Source organism: Streptomyces microflavus (genome assembly GCF_014650075.1).
GTDB lineage: Bacteria > Actinomycetota > Actinomycetes > Streptomycetales > Streptomycetaceae > Streptomyces > Streptomyces microflavus.
The window spans coordinates 265,119-284,424 of the sequence record NZ_BMUG01000002.1; the positions used below are offsets into that span (position 1 = coordinate 265,119).

Annotated in this window: 21 protein-coding genes and 1 pseudogene; 13 read left to right on the forward strand and 9 right to left on the reverse strand. The window is 64.9% G+C overall.

Features of this window, described 5'->3' with window-relative positions; translation table 11 throughout:
* Positions 1 to 8: 8 nt before the first annotated feature.
* Positions 9 to 1,361, reverse strand: coding sequence for an FtsK/SpoIIIE domain-containing protein (locus IE264_RS06270; protein WP_032760386.1), 1,353 nt, complete (start codon positions 1,359 to 1,361; stop codon positions 9 to 11).
* Positions 1,362 to 1,363: 2 nt separating this feature from the next.
* Positions 1,364 to 1,693, reverse strand: a complete 330-nt coding sequence (locus IE264_RS06275) for an SCO3933 family regulatory protein (RefSeq protein WP_032760385.1) — start codon at positions 1,691 to 1,693, stop codon at positions 1,364 to 1,366.
* Positions 1,694 to 1,832: 139 nt separating this feature from the next.
* Between IE264_RS06275 and IE264_RS06280 the strand changes: the two genes are divergently transcribed.
* Entirely contained in the window at positions 1,833 to 2,699 is an 867-nt protein-coding gene (locus IE264_RS06280) for a GntR family transcriptional regulator (RefSeq protein WP_032760384.1), read from the forward strand.
* On the forward strand, positions 2,689 to 3,387 hold the full coding sequence (locus IE264_RS06285; RefSeq protein ID WP_032760383.1) for an HAD family hydrolase: 699 nt from the start codon (positions 2,689 to 2,691) through the stop codon (positions 3,385 to 3,387). Before IE264_RS06280 ends, IE264_RS06285 begins: the two co-directional genes overlap by 11 nt.
* A 569-nt stretch (positions 3,388 to 3,956) precedes the next feature.
* On the opposite strand, the gene IE264_RS06290 is transcribed toward IE264_RS06285, so the two are convergent.
* From IE264_RS06290 to IE264_RS06305, 4 genes are all read right to left on the reverse strand, one after another.
* Complete coding sequence (locus IE264_RS06290) at positions 3,957 to 5,105, reverse strand: hypothetical protein (protein WP_158706522.1); 1,149 nt, start codon at positions 5,103 to 5,105, stop codon at positions 3,957 to 3,959.
* The gene (locus tag IE264_RS06295; protein WP_032756153.1) at positions 5,102 to 5,620 is read right to left on the reverse strand and encodes a DUF4365 domain-containing protein; all 519 of its coding nucleotides are present in this window, start codon (positions 5,618 to 5,620) and stop codon (positions 5,102 to 5,104) included. The genes IE264_RS06290 and IE264_RS06295 overlap by 4 nt, the downstream gene beginning before the upstream one ends.
* A gap of 457 nt (positions 5,621 to 6,077) precedes the next feature.
* Entirely contained in the window at positions 6,078 to 7,253 is a 1,176-nt protein-coding gene (locus tag IE264_RS38540) for an HNH endonuclease (protein ID WP_078657426.1), read from the reverse strand.
* 384 nt (positions 7,254 to 7,637) lie between these two features.
* Positions 7,638 to 7,898, reverse strand: coding sequence for a hypothetical protein (locus IE264_RS06305; RefSeq protein ID WP_032756151.1), 261 nt, complete (start codon positions 7,896 to 7,898; stop codon positions 7,638 to 7,640).
* A gap of 226 nt (positions 7,899 to 8,124) precedes the next feature.
* Between IE264_RS06305 and IE264_RS06310 the strand changes: the two genes are divergently transcribed.
* The 11 genes and pseudogenes from IE264_RS06310 to IE264_RS06360 all read left to right on the forward strand — a co-directional run bounded on the left by IE264_RS06310 (position 8,125) and on the right by IE264_RS06360 (position 16,512).
* Entirely contained in the window at positions 8,125 to 8,685 is a 561-nt protein-coding gene (locus IE264_RS06310; protein ID WP_032756148.1) for a hypothetical protein, read from the forward strand.
* A gap of 1,061 nt (positions 8,686 to 9,746) precedes the next feature.
* Positions 9,747 to 9,995, forward strand: coding sequence for a type II toxin-antitoxin system CcdA family antitoxin (locus IE264_RS06315; protein ID WP_032756146.1), 249 nt, complete (start codon positions 9,747 to 9,749; stop codon positions 9,993 to 9,995).
* Complete coding sequence (locus IE264_RS06320; protein WP_032756144.1) at positions 9,992 to 10,420, forward strand: DNA-binding protein; 429 nt, start codon at positions 9,992 to 9,994, stop codon at positions 10,418 to 10,420. The genes IE264_RS06315 and IE264_RS06320 overlap by 4 nt, the downstream gene beginning before the upstream one ends.
* A 385-nt stretch (positions 10,421 to 10,805) precedes the next feature.
* Positions 10,806 to 11,000, forward strand: a complete 195-nt coding sequence (locus IE264_RS06325; protein WP_032756141.1) for a type II toxin-antitoxin system Phd/YefM family antitoxin — start codon at positions 10,806 to 10,808, stop codon at positions 10,998 to 11,000.
* Between the two features lie 29 nt (positions 11,001 to 11,029).
* Positions 11,030 to 11,395, forward strand: coding sequence for a hypothetical protein (locus IE264_RS06330; protein WP_032756138.1), 366 nt, complete (start codon positions 11,030 to 11,032; stop codon positions 11,393 to 11,395).
* The gene (locus tag IE264_RS06335; protein WP_032756135.1) at positions 11,392 to 11,715 is read left to right on the forward strand and encodes a hypothetical protein; all 324 of its coding nucleotides are present in this window, start codon (positions 11,392 to 11,394) and stop codon (positions 11,713 to 11,715) included. Before IE264_RS06330 ends, IE264_RS06335 begins: the two co-directional genes overlap by 4 nt.
* A 612-nt stretch (positions 11,716 to 12,327) precedes the next feature.
* Positions 12,328 to 13,640 (forward strand): annotated as a pseudogene (locus IE264_RS06340) (DUF6531 domain-containing protein); the annotation flags it as partial.
* Positions 13,641 to 13,845: 205 nt separating this feature from the next.
* Positions 13,846 to 14,217, forward strand: a complete 372-nt coding sequence (locus IE264_RS06345) for a DUF6193 family natural product biosynthesis protein (RefSeq protein WP_032756130.1) — start codon at positions 13,846 to 13,848, stop codon at positions 14,215 to 14,217.
* A gap of 558 nt (positions 14,218 to 14,775) precedes the next feature.
* Entirely contained in the window at positions 14,776 to 15,594 is an 819-nt protein-coding gene (locus tag IE264_RS06350) for a hypothetical protein (RefSeq protein WP_229887422.1), read from the forward strand.
* Positions 15,594 to 15,830 carry a hypothetical protein gene (locus IE264_RS06355; RefSeq protein WP_078657423.1) on the forward strand — a complete coding sequence of 79 codons (237 nt, stop codon included), beginning with the start codon at positions 15,594 to 15,596 and terminating at the stop codon, positions 15,828 to 15,830. Before IE264_RS06350 ends, IE264_RS06355 begins: the two co-directional genes overlap by 1 nt.
* Before the next feature lie 136 nt (positions 15,831 to 15,966).
* The gene (locus IE264_RS06360; protein ID WP_229887424.1) at positions 15,967 to 16,512 is read left to right on the forward strand and encodes a hypothetical protein; all 546 of its coding nucleotides are present in this window, start codon (positions 15,967 to 15,969) and stop codon (positions 16,510 to 16,512) included.
* Here IE264_RS06360 and IE264_RS06365 read toward each other — a convergent pair.
* The 3 genes from IE264_RS06365 to IE264_RS06375 are packed head-to-tail and all read right to left on the reverse strand — an operon-like array spanning position 16,474 to position 19,258.
* Positions 16,474 to 17,055: a hypothetical protein gene (locus IE264_RS06365; RefSeq protein ID WP_032756126.1), complete on the reverse strand. Its 582-nt coding sequence runs from the start codon at positions 17,053 to 17,055 to the stop codon at positions 16,474 to 16,476. The genes IE264_RS06360 and IE264_RS06365 overlap by 39 nt on opposite strands.
* On the reverse strand, positions 17,052 to 18,578 hold the full coding sequence (locus IE264_RS06370) for an ATP-binding protein (RefSeq protein ID WP_032756124.1): 1,527 nt from the start codon (positions 18,576 to 18,578) through the stop codon (positions 17,052 to 17,054). Before IE264_RS06370 ends, IE264_RS06365 begins: the two co-directional genes overlap by 4 nt.
* Positions 18,575 to 19,258 carry a response regulator gene (locus tag IE264_RS06375; RefSeq protein WP_015609594.1) on the reverse strand — a complete coding sequence of 228 codons (684 nt, stop codon included), beginning with the start codon at positions 19,256 to 19,258 and terminating at the stop codon, positions 18,575 to 18,577. The genes IE264_RS06370 and IE264_RS06375 overlap by 4 nt, the downstream gene beginning before the upstream one ends.
* Positions 19,259 to 19,306 lie beyond the last annotated feature (48 nt).

Below are 19,306 nucleotides of genomic sequence, written 5' to 3' on the forward strand. Positions count from 1 at the left end.
GTGGAGAGTTAGCTGGTTGCCGGGCGGGGCTTGAGGAGCGGTGAGCCCGGGGCCGGGGCGGCGGAAACGGCCGGCCGGAACGGTGCCAGAGCGGCAATGTGCGGGGTGAGGTGCGCGTACTCCCGGCAGACCGCGACGGCTTCGGCCGGGGTCATGGCGGGGGTGCGGATCCGGGACCAGCCGCCCGAGGAGTCCCCAGCCACCGCCACACCGGGGCGGTCCGGGGCGATGGTGGTCACGGCGAACACGGCGTCGGGGGCGATGTCCCCGAGGCCCATGTCGGCGGTCTGCTTGTCGTTGACGCGGTGGACGACGCGGCCGGTGAGCTGGGCGCGGAGCATGGTGGCGCCCTTGCCGAGGTCGGAGCCGAAGCGCTGCCCACAAACCTCCAGATAGATGCCGACCGCGCGGGCCATCTGTGCGAGCCGGATCATGTGCATCACCATCCGGTCCCGCCGGTCCTCATCCTTCTTGGCCGAGACGAGGAACAGTTCCGCGACCTCGTCCACCAGGACCACCAGCGGCACCGGCCGCACCGCGGCAGGCAGCCCCCACAGGTCGGATACGCCGTGGTCGCTGAGGAGGTCGAAGCGCTCTTCCATCTCGCCCACAAGGGCTTCCAGCAGCCCGGACGCTTCGTCGGGAGTGATGGCGAGGGCGGAGAGACGGGGCGCGTAGCCACGCTGCTCGACCCCGCGCTTGCAGTCGATGCCGACCAGGCCGACCGGGAGCTTGGCCAGGCCGGAGACGAGGTTGCGCTGATACATCGACTTGCCCGACTGGTTCGCACCCAGCGTCAGGGAGTGCGGGATCTTCTGGTAGTCCCGGACGAAGGCCGTACCGTCCTCCCGCAGCGCCACCGGCACGACCAGCGGGCCAGCCAGGAGCTTGCGGGGCAGGCGGCGGGGCATCTTCACCCGGCGCAGCACGTCGTAGCCGGTCATCCGCAGTTCCACGAACCCCGGCTTCACCTCCACCACATGCACCGAGTGAACACCCCAGGCGTGCCGCAACCGTTCCGAGGCGGCGGCCACGTCGGCGGGCTCCAGACCGGCGGGAAGGCGGAGGATCGCCCGCATCCCGGTGGTGGAGTAGCGGACCCGGCGGACCTGCGGGGGGACCGGCTGGACGTCCTGGCGGCGGGCCAGGTTGCGGACCATGAACGCCCGCAGGCGGGACGGCTGGACCGTCAGCCCGCACACATCCATCGTCGCCCGATACGTGAGCGTGAACCGCACCCGCGCGACCGGCGCACCGACCAGCGACCAGAACACCCGCGGGGACCGGGCCTTCGCGTAACCGAGGCCACCGGCAGCCGATAAGGCCCCCGCAACCTCGATCACCGTGGACAGGTCCGACATGATCAGGCACCCGCCGTGATGGCCACCGCGCGGAACGAAATACCGTGCCGGGTCTGACCGTTGAACGTGTTCTCCCAGTCCCGGGCCTTGAGACCCACCACGTGCACCACCGTTCCCGGCGTCAGGCCCTCCGGGACACCCGTGCTCGGCACGGTCACCTGGTACAGGTTGCCCTCCCCCTCATCCGAGATCAGCAGACCCACCGTCGCGAGCGGGGCCCCGGTCTCACGGTCGATGGCAATCTCGCCGGTCTGCTTGCTCACGAGCTTCGGCGTCGGAGGCGTCGCCACGAACACGACAGCGGAAGAAGTGTCGATCTTGAAGGACGGCATGAGCTTGCTCCTCAGACAGAGGTGACTGACTTGGCTAGCCTTCTTGGCTGCATGACCAACGTAAGCAACATGGCTAGTCATGTCAACACCTGACTGTCTTGGCTGTCCTAATGTCGGGGTCGCCGCGTACCATCGCCCCATGACCTTCGTTCCCGATCCCCTCGACCCAGACGATGACCGGCCGCCCTACGAGCAGGTTGCGAGCAGCCTCGGAGCAGCGGTCCGGACGAGGAAGATCGCACCAGGGGAGAAGCTGCCATCGCAGAAAGAGTTGACGGAGCACTACGGCTTCGCGCGCGCGACCATCCAACGCGCACTGCGGGACCTCGAAGACGAAGGGCTAGTCGTCTCCCGCAAAGGAAGCGGAGTCTTCGTCCGCAGCCGGACGGAACGGCCGGCGGGGCTACGTCCCTACGTAGAGCAGGCCTTTGCCGCCACGGACGTCACCATCGACTTCGCCGGGTTCTCCAGCGAAACCCTGCACGGAGCCCTGCAAGAGCCGTTGGACAAGATCCGGATCGGCAGGCTGACGCCCGCAAGCATCAAGGTCCGCATACTAGTTCCGGATATGGCTGTCCCTCAGGCAGCTCCAGTCCGCCGTGAGGACTGCGGCGATGACGAACGACTCCGATCCCGCATGCACGACATCATGGTCGGGTACGCCCGCAGCATCCGTGACTCAATGGCGGAGCTGAGCCACCTGGGCTTGGTCCCCGAGACGAGCGTTGAGGTGCGAGTCCACAGTGGTACTCAGTTCTTCAAGCTGTACGTGATCAACGGAGCAGACGCCTTCTTCGGCTACTACCCGATCAAGCCCAACAAGGTTGTGGCGCAGGGCGAGCCCATCGAAATCTACGACCTGGTGGGGAAGGACACTGTCCTCTTCCATCACTCCGTCAACGACAGCGACTCGTCTAGCGGCACGCAGCAGGTCCAGCAGGCTGACATGTGGTTCGACAGCGTGTGGAACAGCATCGCGAGGGGATTCGACCTTGATGGACACTGACGACCTAGCCGCAGCGCTTGCCAGCACTACCGTGGTGCTTTTCGACTTCGACGGCCCCATCTGCGACGTGTTCGCTGGCCGCCCGGCGGATCAAGTCGCCAGGGAACTTGCCGCACTTGCAGCCAGGCGCAACCCGGAGCTGGAAGAGAAGCTGTCCGGAATCGACGATCCTCTCGAAGTCCTGCGTCTGGCCCACGAAGCCGATGACGCCGTGGGTCTGGAAGTCGAGAAAGCCCTCACCGCAGCCGAGATCGAAGCGGTAGGAATGGCGGGAGCCCCTACTCCGGGAGCCGCTGCGTCCCTGGAGGCGGTGCGAGCGTCAGGGAGGGGGGCCGCGGTCGTGAGCAATAACTCTGCCGAGTCCGTCCGGACGTTTCTTGATCAGCATGAGCTGTCGCAGTACGTGCTCACGGTGGTGGGGCGCCCTGAGCAGCATCCTGAGCTCATGAAGCCGAACCCGCATTCCCTGATCACGGCAGCCGAGTCCTTGGACGTCGACGTGACCCTGTGCGCCCTAATTGGCGACTCGCTGACGGACATCCAGGCCGCTCACGCGATCGGCAGCACGGCCATCGGGTACGCCAACAAGCCGCACAAGCACCAGCTCTTCATCGAGGCCCAAGCAGAAGCGGTAACCGACTCCATGCAATCCATCGCCCAGGCGATCCACCCCCAGCCGGGACCCTAACGCTCTGCGCCTCCCTGGAGTTGTTACAGGTTTCTCTACCTCATCAAGGCACCCGGCTGCGCTTCGCTCCGCCGGGCGCGCTTCCCGGCTCTGGCTGCGCCCGCGCTCCTGCCTTCGGCCCGCTCGGCGCTGCCGCCGCCGACGCGCGCCCGCAGTGGATAGGCCCGTGGGGCATGAGTCGAGAACCAAGCCCGCGGCTTCAAGAGGATGCCTCCGGCGGGGGCGCTCAGACTCCGGGATGGACGGGGCGCCGTTCGCGAGTGCCGGCCGGAGTAGGGCGAGCGTCGTGGGGCTCCCATCCCGACCACCTTCGACCCAGGCAGAGCCGAGCAGTCGCGGCCCAGGGCGTCAAGGTCGTTCGTACAGTGGCGCGCTCCACCTTGACGCCCTGAACCACGACCGCTCCACGACGTGTGGGTCGAAGGCGGACGGGATGGGAGCCGGGGTGAGTGGTGGGGAAGGTCGGTGCGCGCCAGATCAGATTGGATGCATTACTGAACGAGAGCTCGGCTGCCCACGTCAACCCAATCCTTGAAGGTCGTACACAAAATGAAACAGGATAACGAGACCTATCCCATTTCATCAAAGCTGACAATAGAACGATCCGGACCAAATGTACTAACCGTCATCTTCGCTGGCCGCCCCGGGGGTGCATCGAGGAAGCCAGTAACGACCACTCGGCGACGCTCTCCATGATATTGGGCGGCACGTCGATATGTGACTAGATCAAGGTCGAAAGAAACCGATCGTGGTCGACCATCAACGAGCGTTTCGAGGGTCACACGACCACTCTCCTCATTAGCCTTGAGGGACATCCTCCTAATTACTCCGTAAAGAACAGTCTCGGATGGCTCATCTGCTTCCTTCAGCTCGTTCTGAACCTCCGTTAGTATTTCTCTATTTACGCTCGAAAAGATGATTTGGCGCCGCAAATCATCCGGCACGGGGGCCGCTGGGGCCCAATTGAAGGCAATATCAAACGTCTCAACTTTCCCCTTTCCGATCACCTCCAAAACTGCAGCGCAAAGCTCACTCGAAACACCCTCGCCTACCGAGTCTCGAATGTCAGAACGAGTAGGCGTTCGGTCGCGACGCATTGTCAATTCGGCAAGCGTTTCCAGAGAACGTGACAGCGTCGCGAGAACTCGCCGATCGAAGTACGTGTCTTCGGATTGGACATCTAGGCGTGGTACGCCATCGCCGTATCGCTCCGTCGAACCGAATCGAGCATTGCTGATCACAGGCAATACGTAGGATCCTGGACGCGTTTGCCCCAACCTGAGTCGACGAGCGTGCGCGTGCGCAGCTTTCGGAATTGCCCTTCCGTAATAACCTTGACGATGAATGGTCGCAGCTGCAGCAGAAACCATCAGATGATTCGCAGCATTGAAGAGACCAAGACCAGCTTGCAACGAGATCGTACCTTCATCGATATCGTCGTCTTGAGCTCTTAGGTCAGTCACGTCAAGGAACTGCCTAGAGATATCCCTTAGGACATCTACTGGATCCCGCCGCTCCAGCCGGGCCACCTCTGCTGTCAGGATTTCGACAGTTCGCTTGAAGTCGGCTGCTTCAGAGATCCTGGGAACAAGCACAGCCGCGCCCACGTCATCTCCCGCTTGCCAGAGTTCAGCCAGGGCGCCAGAGCGGGCGCGGACCCAACCTGCACGGCTTAGGTAGCTGGAAAGCTCCTCGGGCCCAACGTCGGAGGTAATCACGCGATACCCTCCCCGGTCACAGAATCCGTTCCGAAAAGTCTCTGATGAGCAAAATCAAACATCACGTCGAGGCCGGCAGCGTTTAGCCTCTGCGCCTTCGGGAGGTGGAGTCTCGTCGTGACCTCGCCGCGAGCCTTATCCCGGTCCTGCACCTGTACGTAGACGCCTGAGCACTGCAGCAATAGCGATTTCGGGTCATGCGTAAGCCAGGTGCTGGCATCGCGAGGCACGATCACGACGCCGAGGTAACCGGGAGCAGTCCGGTACGGGCCTCGCAACTTGTCGTAGGTCGCGACGTCTAGGTCGTATGCGAGAGTCTCGTCATCGGCGAGGTACTGGGGCTCGAAGGTGCACTTCATCTGCAGCTCGACGAGCCGGTGATCCCGCTTCAGCGTGGCATCGACGCCATCCTTGTCCACATTCCAGGATGCGACAGTGGCGTTCGCGTCTGTGGCCACGGCCAGAACATAGGCAAGGCTGATCTGCTCCTGTTGCCAGGTGGCAGGGTCCCCCACGCGGTCTCCTTGACGCCGGCTGGCCACAACGACCACCAGGATACCGTCAGTTGCCCGAGTTCGTGCCCGATGAGCCTTCCGCGTGGGAGTGCGCAGGCCAAGTGCATCACTCACTGTCCACACCTCCCTGCGCTGGTCGGCCAAGCCTTCGTCAGGGTCGCATGCAAAGTCGGGCGCCCACGGAGTAGCACGTCCCGTACGTCAAGCCACTTCTACGTTGACACACCGAGGGAGCGACGAAAGCTGTACATAAATGGACAAACTACCGTCATTCGCAAGGTTCGGCGCTTCGATGGGTATCACTTTATCGAACCCATGCCCGAACGGGGAGCCCTGAACCGTCTACGAGACACACAGCAACGGAGGGCACCGGAGGGGCATCCGGCAGCGCAACCCAACGGGTTCGGGTGGCTGGTTACTGCAAGAGGGCAATGGAAATATTAGATTTTGCGTAACCCTACGAAGTCACCCCTACCCTCGCTGACCAGCTTTCGTACCTCCAAGCGAGAGCTTCCCGATGGGGCCTACGCACAAGATCACGAAGGTGGGGTGTTTCGATGCGCAGGTCCGCGATCGATGGCCCTCCAGGCCGGATAACCACCTCAAGGGAATCGGGGTCAAAGGCAAATAGGTGAGCGTCAAAAGCTCGATGAAGTCCCGCGCTCATCGGGATACCGTTTCGAGGATCATCGGACCCGTCATACTGAACAGGGATCAGGTGTGCTGCCTCGATCATTGGCCGAACCGAGATACCTGTCAGTGGACACCTAGGCCCATACCTTTGAAAAACACGCAGCTTAAACCTAGCTTGGTCGGGGCGCACCTGCACTTCCTGATGGCGACGACGACGCCGGTTCCCTATGGGCTCGAAAGGATCCCCATCCGAGTCATCTCGCTCAAGAACCCTCCGAGGGGCTTCCTCGCCGTACGTGATAAGGAACTGCTCACTCTGATCCTCCCATCCTTCAACCCATGCCAGGCGGACGCTTCGCACCGCGGAACTTGGTGTCGGCTTGGCGATGACGAAGATCGGTAGCCTGAGTAGCGCAGCTGCTTTTGTCGCTGCAATTTCAGAAGCATCCCGCCCAACCTGACGGCCAGTGTTGGGATAGTGGTAGAGAACTGCGTGTTCCCCGAGGTCGTCTGGATAGTGCACGCCTGTATGCAAGACACCCATTGCGATACCACCTGAGTGAATGAGCCCCGTACGTCGAGAGTCCAGCCAGATACCCTGCCCGCCACCGTAAGCACCAAAATCCCTGAGGACCTGGGGCTGAAGGCGGCTAACATCATGAGCCGTGTTCAAATGCCGCCATACGGCGAGACGCCACGCCAATTCCCCATCGACGGTGGCTGGTTTGGAATCAACAATGGTGAATCCCAGTTGCTGCAAGACTCGGTTGCTGTGCGCTAGCCCACCACTGAGAACCCTGAGGGAACGGCTTCCGTGCTGATGTCGGTTGGCTGCATTGGCAATAGCCTTCGCGTCATACAGGCCACCATCGAACTGAACATAGAATCGGCTTGCTTCACTGAAACCCTGATCTTGCAGGAAGCTCGCTCGTCCAGCCTCGCGGTACACCTTCAGGACGTGGAGTACGGCTTCCCTGTCTGTCAGGCTCGGATGCGTCATAGCTCCCCCTCGTTAGCCTGCAATGGAAGGTACTCCCTGCCACTGACAGCCAGGGCCGACCAGCAGGCGAGGACACGACCTCGCTCCGATGGAGTTACGGATCAAAGGGCCGCCTGCACCCCCGCAAGCGCTACCAAGTCGACCGCGCCTCCGTCGAACGGCGGAGGCGTCACCCAGCCCCTGCCCAGCCATCGCACCGGCCCGAGGGCAGCGGTAGCAGACGGCTTGGATGAGCGGTGGTCAGCCTCGTGCCCGATCCGTGCCCGGCGGGGCGGTAAACCACGGTCAACAGGGGCTGCCAGAGAGAGCTTCAGACTTCGCCTTGGTACCTGTTGCCGCTGGTCAGCTCACTAGGGACCTCCAGAAACACGGTGATTCCCAAGCTCAGAGCGCGAGTTCGATTCTCGTCACCCGCTCTTTGATGAAGGCCCCGGTCAGCAACCGGGGCCTTCTTGTTGTCTGGACCACGTCAGACGTCGCGCACCAGATCCGCACCAGAAGGCCGGCCCGGCCCTTCCTGTAAGCGGCTCGAACTAGCTCTGTTGAGTCCCCGGCGACCTTGAGAGACGGCGCCTCGGCCTCGCTGATGAAGATCTGCCGTGGAACGCCATCACTGGTCGCGTTCGTGCACTTCGAGGCGAACATGCCCAGTTTGTCGAGCTGCCGAGCCTCGGACGCAGCGAGTGGACACTCTCACGACAACTGCGAGCTGGGTGACGATCGCCTCTGGCCTCTCGTCCGCGTCACAGTCGGCCGTTACAGGTAGCGAGAAGGGCCAACTTTCAGTGCAAACACAGGTGTTTGAAATACAGTCGGACCAGGCTCATTCGTGGTATCCGACCGCATGTACGGAAACAAGAGAAGAACACACATGGACGAACAGATCAGCGCCGACGCCCCTGCGATGCCTGATACCTCCCCAAAGGTTCCAAAGCCTTTGGATCGCCACGCGTTTCTGAAGGGGTTGACAGTCGGGATCCTGGCGTCCTCTCTGGTTGGTACAGGACTCTTCCTGGCTATGGACAACGGCGGCCGCCCGACGCCGGCGGCTCCTGAGGCCACGGCAACGGCCGTCGAGGAGGTGGCAGACGAACCCACCGAAGAGCCCCCCTCGGAAGAGACCTACAACACAGCTCCCGACCGTACAGATTTCTTGCTCGACCTGAAGACCAAGTCCAAGCAGTGTTTCGGCTCAGCCGGGTGCAACGTCACGGTGGAGCCAACCCTGTCCTACCTCGGTCTGCTGCCGCTCGACCCCGACGAGACCTACTCGATCACGTACGAGGTGCGCGGGGGCGAGGACGGGGCCGTCATCCAGACGATGGAGCTGACCAACCAGACCTCCCTTTCCTACCAACCCGTTGCCATGTCCACCGCCAAGAGCAGCTCCAAGCTCACCGCAGAAGTGACGGACATCGCGATGTCCGGCTAGTACTCCAATGAGAAATCGTTGCCTGAGCTGGTTCTTCTTCGGTAGTGGCTACGGCGGGCGGTGACTTGGTGTTGTCTGCGCCAGTGGGACCAGTTGAGGGCGTGGGTGACGGGTCCGCGGCGGGGAAGGAGGGTGTTCCGGAGTCTGCGGACTTCCGCGACGGTGAAGCGGATGGTGCTGGTGGTCCCGTCGGGTTTCCCTGATCGGGGTCCGGGCCGCCGCGGTGGCCCGGAACGCGTGGGCAAGCATGGCGAGGGTGACATGCCGTGTCCGGGCGGGCGATGCCACGGCGGGCCAGGACCCACCGCTCGCGGGTGGGCCGGTCGCCGTCGAAGACACCGATCGCAGGCCGACGGGCGGTGGCCCAGTCGACACACTCCGCGGCCCGTCCCGCTTCGATCTCGACTCCGCCGGGCGGATCGCCCTGGGCGACACACTGCTGGCCCAGTTTCCCACTGAGGCTGCTTACCACTCTGGCGCCTTCAAACGTGCCGCTACTCGCTATGGGCTTTCAGTAGCTCGCGCCCGGGAGTACGTGGCACTGGCACTCTGGTTCAGTCGACTCTGCGGCTGGCGAAGGCCGCAAGCGCGTAACCGCGCACCAGTACCGATCCGCAATCGGCTCTAGATAAATCCCGAACCAAGCCAGTGTCATGCCAGCCGACGTTGTGATTCGGCAGCTCGAACGACCGGAGGTTTGGCAGGCTGTGGTCGATCACATCGTGTCAGACCCTGCCAGCCTGAGAGAAGTGCTACTGCGTCTCTCTGCGTAACCGTCGGGAGTCCTGCACACGTACCCTCCTTAAGCCATAGGCCACCAGGTCACTCAAACGCCAAGTGATGCCCACGCTCAGAACGTGGGTTCGGGTCTGCTCGCCCGCTCTGTGATGGATGCCTCGGTAAGCTGGTGGGGCTTTTTCTCCTATCCCTCAGCGACAACACACCGTGGCCTCCACGGGCAGCCAAATTCGGGGATCCTTCCCCGCCCGGAGCATGGGGTCCCGGCCTTCCGGAGCAAGGGAACACGAACCAGAGAACGCATACTCCAGCATGCTGAGATTATGCCCTCAACGACTCGCATCACCGTTACGCTCCCCAGCGACCAGGTGGCGGAGCTCCGCAAGCTCACGGACAACGTTTCCGGCTATGTGGCGGAAGCCGTGGCCCGCCAGATCCGGCACCAGCTGCTCGGGGATGACTTGCGGCGACATGAAGAAGAGCACGGAAGCTTCACCGAGGAAGAGCTCGCCGAGGCTCACTCGAAGATCTTTGGCGCCGTCGGCACCTCCAAGAACGCGGACGCCGCGTGAGCGAACGCATCGAAACCGTCGTCCTGGACTCGGAAGGGCTCTCCGCCTGGATCGCGCAGGACCGCAAGCTTCTTGCGATGCTGCAGGTCTTCCACGACATGGGAGCCGACCTGGTCATCGGGGCCAACACCATCGTGGAAGTCAGCCACTCCCGCACCAACATGCCTCGCGTGAACTGGGCCCTGTCCCGCGTCAAGGTGGAGCCCGTCACCGAGCAGGCGGCGAAAGCAGCAGCGGAACTCCTCAAAGGTGCCGGACTGCACGGGCACAAGTACGCCATCGACGCCACAGTCGCCGAGGTCGCCCTCCGCCAGCCGAAACCCGTCGCCCTCCTGACCTCCGACAGCGACGACAGCGACGACAGCGACGACAGCGACGACATGACCAAACTCTGCGGAAACCAGGTCCGCATCATCGCTCTCTGACACACCGGCCCACCCCGAGCACGCGCCCTGGCAGGGTCCGCTGTATCGCCCTGCCGTGCCCCATCCGTGCCCAGCAGAGCGGACAACAGCGGTCAGGTACAGCCTCCAGAGACCATGGCGACCCCAGCTTCCTCGCAGGAAAGCGCAGGTCAGAGCCCTTCCAGAGGCTCAAGCACCGCTGATTCCCAAGCTCAGAGCGCGAGTTCGATTCTCGTCACCCGCTCTTGCATGAAGCCCCAGGCCAGCAACCCGGGGCTTCTTTGTTGCCACAAGCCCGATCAGGCACCCCGCCCACCCTGCACCCGACGTGCTCGTTGACTTCCTCCCGCCGTCGCACCCCACGGGCAAATATGTCAACTATGATAGTTGCTATATCCTTCAGCATATGGAGACGAAGACGTACACAACCATCGACCTGCGCAAGGCGATGGGCGAGATCCTGGACCGGACCCGGATCGCCGGCGAGGCCGCCGCCATCACCCGCAAGGGAAAGACAGTCGCCTACCTGGTGCCGGCCGAATGGTTCGAGCGGATGGCCCGCGGCCACGAGTCGCACGAGGACCGACCCGAGGCGGCCTGACCCACCCTCCACACCAAGGAGCACGAACCATGCCCGCCCACGCACTCCACTTCGATGGGTACGAGGGGGAACCCCTGCGGTTGCCTCCCATGCCCGAACGTACGCCCCAAGCACTCCGATTGGCCATTCAGGAACACGCTCCGCACCTCCTCCCCGACTTCGAGGCTCACTGGAAACGCGTCATCGGCGACGCCTTCAACATCACGCCTGTGCCCGCCTTCATGCGCCTGTGGTGGACGCAGTACGCCATCGCCCGGAATCCCGTCCTCGACTCGCACCTTCGCGACCTCGAAGCCCGCGCCGCCAAGTCCGAGGACCCCGAGGAGTCCATCCGGCTTCTGGAGGAGTACAGCCGCCTACGGCACGAGGCCGCTGAGAGGAAGCCCGGAGAGTGATCGACGAACCACTCCGGCCGCCTTGGCAAATGGACTGGACGAAGCATGCGCAGCACGATTTCCAGAACATGCCCGCCGAAGGCGGTGACCTGGTCATGAGTGCCCGTGCGGAACTGATCACGGCCGAAGACCCGTACTTCCGGGGAATCGACGCCGATGCCTCGCTCCCGCACTGGATGACCGTCCGACCTCTGGCCTCTACAAGCCCCGGCGGCCCCCACATCGTGGACCTGGCCGGCGGACGCGGCTGGCTCATCTACACCTTCATGCGGCGCCACGCCGATCCCCAGATCATCGTCACCGAAGCCTTCTGGGCCTGACGTCTGCGCCAAGGGAGCGTCTGCAGCACAGATGGCTCCCGTTCCGTTTTCCGTCACCCGCTCCAGCACAGAACCTCAGACTGGCGACCTGTCGTCGACGTGCCCCACCCGTGCCCAGCAGAGCGGACAACAGCGGTCAGATACGGCTCTCAGAGACAGGGGCCCATCCACCTGACCGCTGCAAAAGCCCACTTCAGAGCCCCTCCGGCAGCACAAGAACCGTTGATTCCCAAGCTCAGAGCGCGAGTTCGATTCTCGTCACCCGCTCCACGACTAAGGCCCAGGTCATCGACCCGGGCCTTACTTGTTGTCCGGACCGGTCCAGGCGTCGCGCACCAGATCCAGGCCAGGGGCCCTCGTACGACTCGGACAGCCACCCACGGCGACCCTCCGGCAGCCCACCTCGACCGGGGGAACCCCAGCAGCGGTCCGCGGAGGGTGCGGGTCACCCCCTGCCACCGCCTCGCCACCCCGCGCCGCCTCATCTCGCGTCGGGAACCGCGCGCCAGAGGTCACGCCGACCTGAACGATCTCGGTAACGCAGCCCGGGAATGAGATCCTGTTCGCATCTGCATTCAGTGAACGCAGCTTTGCGCGGGGGGACTTCGAACTATGGCTGTAACCGTGCCCGATTGGGCCGACACCATGCTTGACGTCATCGGAATCAACTGGCCGAACGTCGACGAAGACGCGTACCGGGACATGGCCGACGCCCTCCGGGAGTTCGCTGAGGACGTCGAGGACGACGGTCACCTTGCCAACCAACACGTGCAACGTTTGCTGTCTTCCGGTAGCGGTGAAGCCCTCGACGCACTCAACGGGCACTGGGGCAAGGTCAAGAACAAGCACGTGAAGGACCTCGCCAGTGGTGCGCGCACGATCGCCGGTGCCCTGGACAACGCGGCCACGGCGATCGAAGCCATGAAGTACGCGGCACTCGTCCACCTGGGCGTGGTGGCCGGCAAGGCAGGCATCTCCATGGCGCTGATACCAGTGACCGGCGGGCTGTCCATGCTCATCGGCGGAGCCGCGATCGCAGTTGCCCAGCAGGCCATCCGCCGGGTCATCAAGGAATGCCTGGAAGAGGTCGTCGGCTACATCGTCTCCGCCCTGACCGAACCGGCCGTCGCCGCGCTGGAGAACATGGCTGCGGACCTCGCGGTGCAGATCGGCGCCAACATGCTCGGACTCCAGAACGGCGTCGACATGAACCAGGTCGGTCAGTCAGGCAGGGAGGGCTTCAACGAAGGAGTGGCGGGGGCCAAGGAGTCCCTCCAGCTCGCCTCGGCAGACGGCCCGGGCCCCGCCGCCGGCAAGGGCGTGCACATCGAGCACGCGGAGCACACGCGCGCCGGCACCAAGCTGAACCTGGTCAGCGTCGGCGTGCACGGCAAAACCGCCGGCAAGTTGTCCAAGGCCAGGACGCACCACGGGCGCACCCGAGGCAGGGACGACATCGCCGGCGCCTTGGACCCCGTGATCGACAAGGCGATGAAGGCTCTCGGCAAGGCCAACAAGGCGATGGGCGATCACCTCGGCGAGGCGCTGCCGAGACCCAGAAGAAGATCGACCTGGACATCAAGGAACGGCTGGCCAAGGGGATCAAGGTGCGTCAGGGGGACGGGGAGCCCGGCCCTCGCCCCGAAGCGCCACGGGACTCCGCCCGCACCAAGGCCGACGCGCTGAAGAACGCCAAGGACGAGCCCCGACGTAACGCCATCTCGCTGGAGAAGAAGACCTGCGAGAACGACCCGGTGGACGTCGCCACCGGGGAGATGACCCTGCCGCAGAGCGACCTGGCCCTGCCCGGAGTCCTTCCTCTCGTCCTGCGCCGGACCCATCTCTCCGGTTATCGCTACGGCCAGTGGTTCGGACGCATCTGGGCCTCCACCCTGGACGAGCGGATCGAGCTCAAGCGAAGTGGCCTACGCCGTACGCAATTACGACGGAGCCGCCGCCTGGGGAGACCCCGACGACGAACGCCCAGGTCGACCGTGGGAAGAGATCCACTGGTACACCCGGGACGAGGAGAACAGAGGCTACACGGAGGTCAGCGTGCCCAAGCCGGATATACCTGAGATCAAGCCGGACCTGTCCAATCTCCCAGAAAATTTGAGGTAGAAGCATTTCATGACAAGCAATGAGGCGCCTCGAAACGATGCTGACGTCGTGGCAGCAGAGTGGGCTGCTGTCCTGTCCTACGGCACGGACCTCATCAATCCGGCCGTTCCCCGAACCGCTTATGGCCACCCGTCGCTGCGCGTGCTCTGGCCTATGGTCAGCCACGGTGTCCTGTATCTGAGCCGGTGCACCGGATATCCCTGGTCCCGTGATGTCGGAACAGCCTTCCCTCAAGGTGGGGGCGGATACCGGGTGCGCCGCGAGTCCGATAAGGCTCTCCTCGGCGAGGTTGACACCATGGACGAGGCATACAAGTTGATCGCCGCCACGCTCCCCGAGGGTTGCGGACCTGCTGTCGACGGCACCCCGGACGACCTGTGACCGCAGCACCTGCCCAGATGGGCGAAGACACACGCACTGCCATGTGCCCCCGACGGGAGAGCCCAGGCTCCAGGTGACGAACAACGGAGAACCGGTGCCATCCACAGAAATCGCCGCAGCGGTGTGGAGGGGGCCTTTCAGCCTGGGGGATTATCTGATCGACTCCGCCATGCTCCGGACCGCGTATTACGACCTCCGGCTTCGGGAAATCTTCGCGAAGGTCGGCCACGGCACCCTGTACTTCAGCAGGTGCGTCCACTACCCACCATCCGGGGAGAACCCCGATCAGTGGAGGAGGCGGTGGCCCCGATCGTCGCCAACCTCCCCGGCGATTGCGAGCCGACGGTCGACCGACCCGCAGATGCCCTCTGAGCGACGGAAGGCATGCGGCCGCTGCGGCCCAGAGGCAGGGAACGGCTGCACAAGCTTGAGGCTCCGCACGAGGACTGATGGCACACGAACGCCGACCGCTTGGCAGAATGACAAGCAATTTCAGAGCGTCACCCATAAAGGGTTCCTATGATTATCGGGTCGAACGAGGGTGGAGTTGGGGACGCCATGGCCGTTCTCGACGGGCAGGGCACCTTCAGCGAACAATGGCTCTCGGCAGGAGAGAAGAAGATCGTCCCGGTGCCGGCGGGCAACCGCACGGATGGCTCTCTCGGCAGGCGCATCACCGAGGGATGCCGGACCGCGGGAGCCGACGCCGTCCTGGTGATGCGCCCCTCCGCCGGGGCAGCCGCCCCTGCAGACAGTCTTTCGCCGACCGATCACGTCTTTGTCGCACTGCCCCCGCCTCTTCTGCTCGCCACTGCGAACCTGGAAGGCGCGGTCCTCTTTTCCGGGCCGGGCTACGCCTTGGTCGCCGGCACGTCGGTGTTCCTCGCGGGAGCGGCGCCAGAGGGAGTGGATCAAGCGCGGGCTCGCTTCGCCCGTTACGCACGGGCAGCAGCACGAAAATGGCCCGCTCTGGAGTCGACCGCGCGATCGTTTCCTCCCGGACACATCGCCTGGAAGTCCCCGAGGGACGTTCCTGAGGCCACCGCCACGGGACAACAGCTGGCACTTATGAGAGATGTAGCAGCCGGGCGCTGCACGGGGGCAGAATTCGCCGTCGGATGGCTGGATGCACGTCGCCGTTCACAGCAGCAGGGCGAGCGGGTCCGCGACCCGTTGGAAACTCTTCTCGATCGTGTCTTCTCGCTGCTGGAGGACTATTCCATCGACCCGCAGTTCAAGGAGCCGGAAGATTTATCGGACGACGAACTGAAGAACGCCGTCATCGAACTGCTACGTAGGCACACGGTCTCTCAGGTATCGGCCCGCGCCTGGATCTCATCGAGTAGCGCTACCGCATTCACCCATCGGAGAGACTGATGATCCAGATCGGAAAGGTTGGTGCAATTTCGGGCGGAGAGGAGGGCGGCAGATTCGTAAAAATCAACGAACTCCCGGACGATCCCCCCAATTACTTGATCCTGCTGGCGCACGATCGGGACTTCACACGTGGATGCGGAGACTATTGGGCGGAAAGCAGCGACGACTTGGGAGAATTCATCAACGAGGCCTCATGGTCCATCACGTGGCTCCCCAGCGAGAACGGAGATGGGTAGTAAGATACGTCGGCATGCATTTCAGAAGCTGCTGTACTGAATCCTCTCCCTTTCTGGAGTGGAAGCCATGGCCCCATCGCTCGCACCCCATTCGTGCCCAGCTCGGCGGTGGACAGGTATGCGAAGCAATCCCTGGATGAGGGAAATCCTGCGGGCGACAGACTTCGCCGGACTGAGCGATCAGGACATCCCTCCCCCTTTTCGCGAAGTCGTCGGACGTGGGTGGGCCGTGACTCCCGCCGGAGGCCGCGTGCTGGCCGAGCTTCGGCCGGAAGTCACTGGTACGTACCTCGACCGACTCGCGGAGGAGACGACGGTCAACGGGAGGGGCATGACCGACTACGACCTCCCGGCCGCGCCGCGCGAGCGCACGCCTCTGCTGGTCCGGAGGTGTCTGGCGTATGCGTGCGCCTGTCTCCGGGAAGCGCGGGAGGAGTTCGGTGACGGCGAGGTGAAGGCGTATGTCTCCCTCTCCTTCGCCGATACCGAGGAGGGCCTCCTCACCTCCAACGTCACCTTCTGCACCCCGCTTCCCGACGTCCGGCCTTACATCGTGGACCTGGAGCGCGTCACGGACGCGGCTGTCGTGGAGGTCTCTGTGGAGGACTGCTTCCCGGGGTCGGGGCGCTGGTTCGGGTGCTCGTCAGCCAGGTGTGCCGGAGGGGAGGCCGCAGGTGTCTGAGTGCGATCCTCCGTCCTGTCCTGTCAGCTTCACGGTGAGGCGGCCGCCGGGGTCCTTGCTGTAGGCGATCGTGCAGGTCAGCTGGCGTAGCGCAGTGGTGTTCAGGTCCTTCAGGGGGAAGGGGAGGTGGGTTGTGACCGTGGAGCCGGAGGTGGGGTCGATCTTGATCGTCGCGCCTGGGCGGGTGGGGGGAAGGGCCGTCGTCAGGCCTGCGGCTCTGTCTTTCGGGCGGGGGCCGGTGAGCAGTTCCGCGATGGCCTTTTCCGTCGTTGGGGGGCCGATTGTGCCGGCGGGGCCCGGTTCGGTGTATTCGTCGCCGAAGCCGGGTGACGAACCGACCGTCCGGATCACGGGGTTCAGGCGCCCGTCGGGGGTGCGGAAGAAGAGGATCACCTCTTCACTGCGGTTGTAGAAGGCCTCTACGGTCGCGGGGCCACCCGCCTCGATGACGTCGGACTCCTGGATGCCGCAGCCGCCCAGCAGCGGTACGGCGGCCGCGACGGCGAGGGCCGCCGCGCGTCGGTGTGGCCGCGTGCGCCTCATGCGGTGGCCTCCTCGGCGTGGAGCGGGATCTCCACGGTGAAGACCGCACCGCCCTCGGGGAGGTTCCCCGCGCGGATCGTTCCGCCGTGCAGGCGTACGTTCTCCTGGGTGATCGCCAGTCCCAGGCCGCTGCCCGCCGAGCGGGTACGGGCCGCGTCGGCCTTGTAGAAGCGGTCGAAGATGTAGGGGATCGAATCGGGGTGGATGCCGGGGCCCCGGTCCGCGACCTCCGTTATCAGTACGGGTGTTCCTGTCGGGCGTTCGCCGGTGCGCAGGCGTACCGTGACCGGCGCGCCGCCGTGGCGCAGCGCGTTGCCGACCAGGTTGGCGATCACCACGTCGAAGCGGCGCGGGTCGAGCCGGGCCCGGATGCCGGTGGGGAGTTCGGCGTGGACCCGGTCGTCCTCGGTCCAGTGCCGGTTCTGGAGGGTCTTGCGGATGGTCTCGGCCACATCGACCTCGTCGGCGTTCAGTTCGGCCGCGCGGGCGTCGAAGCGGGAGATCTCCATCAGGTCCTCGACGAGTACGGCGAGCTTTCCGGTCTCCGCGCTGACCAGCCGGACCGCGCGGGCGGTGTCGGAGTCCAGGTGGTCCGCGTCCTCGTCCAGGACCTCGGTGACGGCGAGCATTCCGGCGAGGGGGGTGCGCAGTTCGTGCGAGACGTCGGAGGCGAAGCGGCGGGCGCGCGCCTCCGCCTCGCGCAGTTCGTGCACCGAGTCCTCCAGTTGGGCCGCCGACTCGTTGAAGGTGTCGGCCAGGTCCGCCAGTTCGTCGTTGCCGCGTACCGCGATCCGGGTGTCGAGCCGGCCGCTGCCCATGCTCCTGGCCGCGCGGCGCAGTTCCCGTACCGGGCGCAGCACACTGCGGGCGGCGATCAGGCCGGGTACCAGCGCGACCGCGAGACCGGGCAGGGCGCCGTCCCGGGCGGCCGTGAGGAGGGCGTCCACGTTGATCTGCTCGTCGGTCATCCGCATGACGGCGTACAGGACGAGCCCGCTGGGGAGCGTGTCGTACGGGCCGGTCCTGAAGACCGTGGGCATGGCGATCGTCAGGTAGAGGACGCCGTCCTTGACGACCCGCTCGAAGCTGCCGTACGGGTTGGCGAGCGCGGCCCGGCGCAGTCCGGGGGTGATGACGGTGGAGACGGGGTTCTCGCCGGAGGAGGCGCGGACCGAACCGTACTCGGCGAACACCACCCAGGGGCGCGGCTTGCCCTTGCGGGCGAGGTCGCGCAGGACCTCCTCCATCCCCTCCTCCTGGACGGGCAGGCCGAAGCCCGTCTGCTGGACCTGTTCGCGGAACGTCGAGACCGCCGTGTCCTGGGCCGTCTTCAGCAGCGCGTTGCGGGCCTCGCGGTAGGTCAGCGCCGACGTCGTACCCGCGCTGACGGCGGCGACCAGGAGGAACGCGGCCAGCAGGCGCGTGCGCAGGCCGAACGCCCGGACTCGGGAACGCTCTTCGGGGCCCGTACGTCTTCCTTCGGCCGGTTCCGTGTTCCTGCCGCGGCGCGGGAGGGGGATCACAGCGGGCCGAAGCGGTAGCCGAAGCCCCGCAGGGTCTGGACGTAACGCGGGCTGCGGGCGTCGGGCTCGATCTTGGAGCGCAGGCGGGCGACGCAGGCGTCGACCAGCCGGGCATCGGCGTGGAACGTGTGCTCCCAGACGTTCTCCAGGAGCTGCTGTCTGCTGAACACCTGCTCGGGTGCGGCGGACAGGTGCAGCAGGAGCCTCAGCTCCGAGGGGGCGAGCGACAGCGGCCGGCCGGCCTTGGTGACCGTCAGCCCGACCCGGTCGATGGTGAGCTCCCCGTACACCTCGATGGCCGGGCGGCCCGGTCCGCTGTCGTCCATGCGGCGCAGTACGGCACGGATCCGGGCCTCGATCACCTCGGGGCGGGCGGGCTTGACGATGTAGTCGTCGGCGCCGGCCTCCAGGCCGATGACCACGTCGAAGTCGTCGCCGCGCGCGGTGAGCATGATGATCGGCAGCTGGCTGTGCTCGCGGACCTGCCGGCAGACCTGTACGCCGTTCATCCCGGGCAGCATCAGGTCGAGCAGCAGCAGATCGGGGCGGAATTCGGCCAGCGCGGCGAGGCCGGCCTCGCCGGTCCCGGCCGCCCGTACGTCGTGGCCGCGCCGGCGCAGGCCGAGTTCGACCCCCTCGCGTACGGCGGGGTCGTCCTCGATGAGGAGCACGCGGGGCATCGGCGGTTCTCCCTGGGGGTCGTTCCGGTGGGGGTTGGGGGGGCAGTG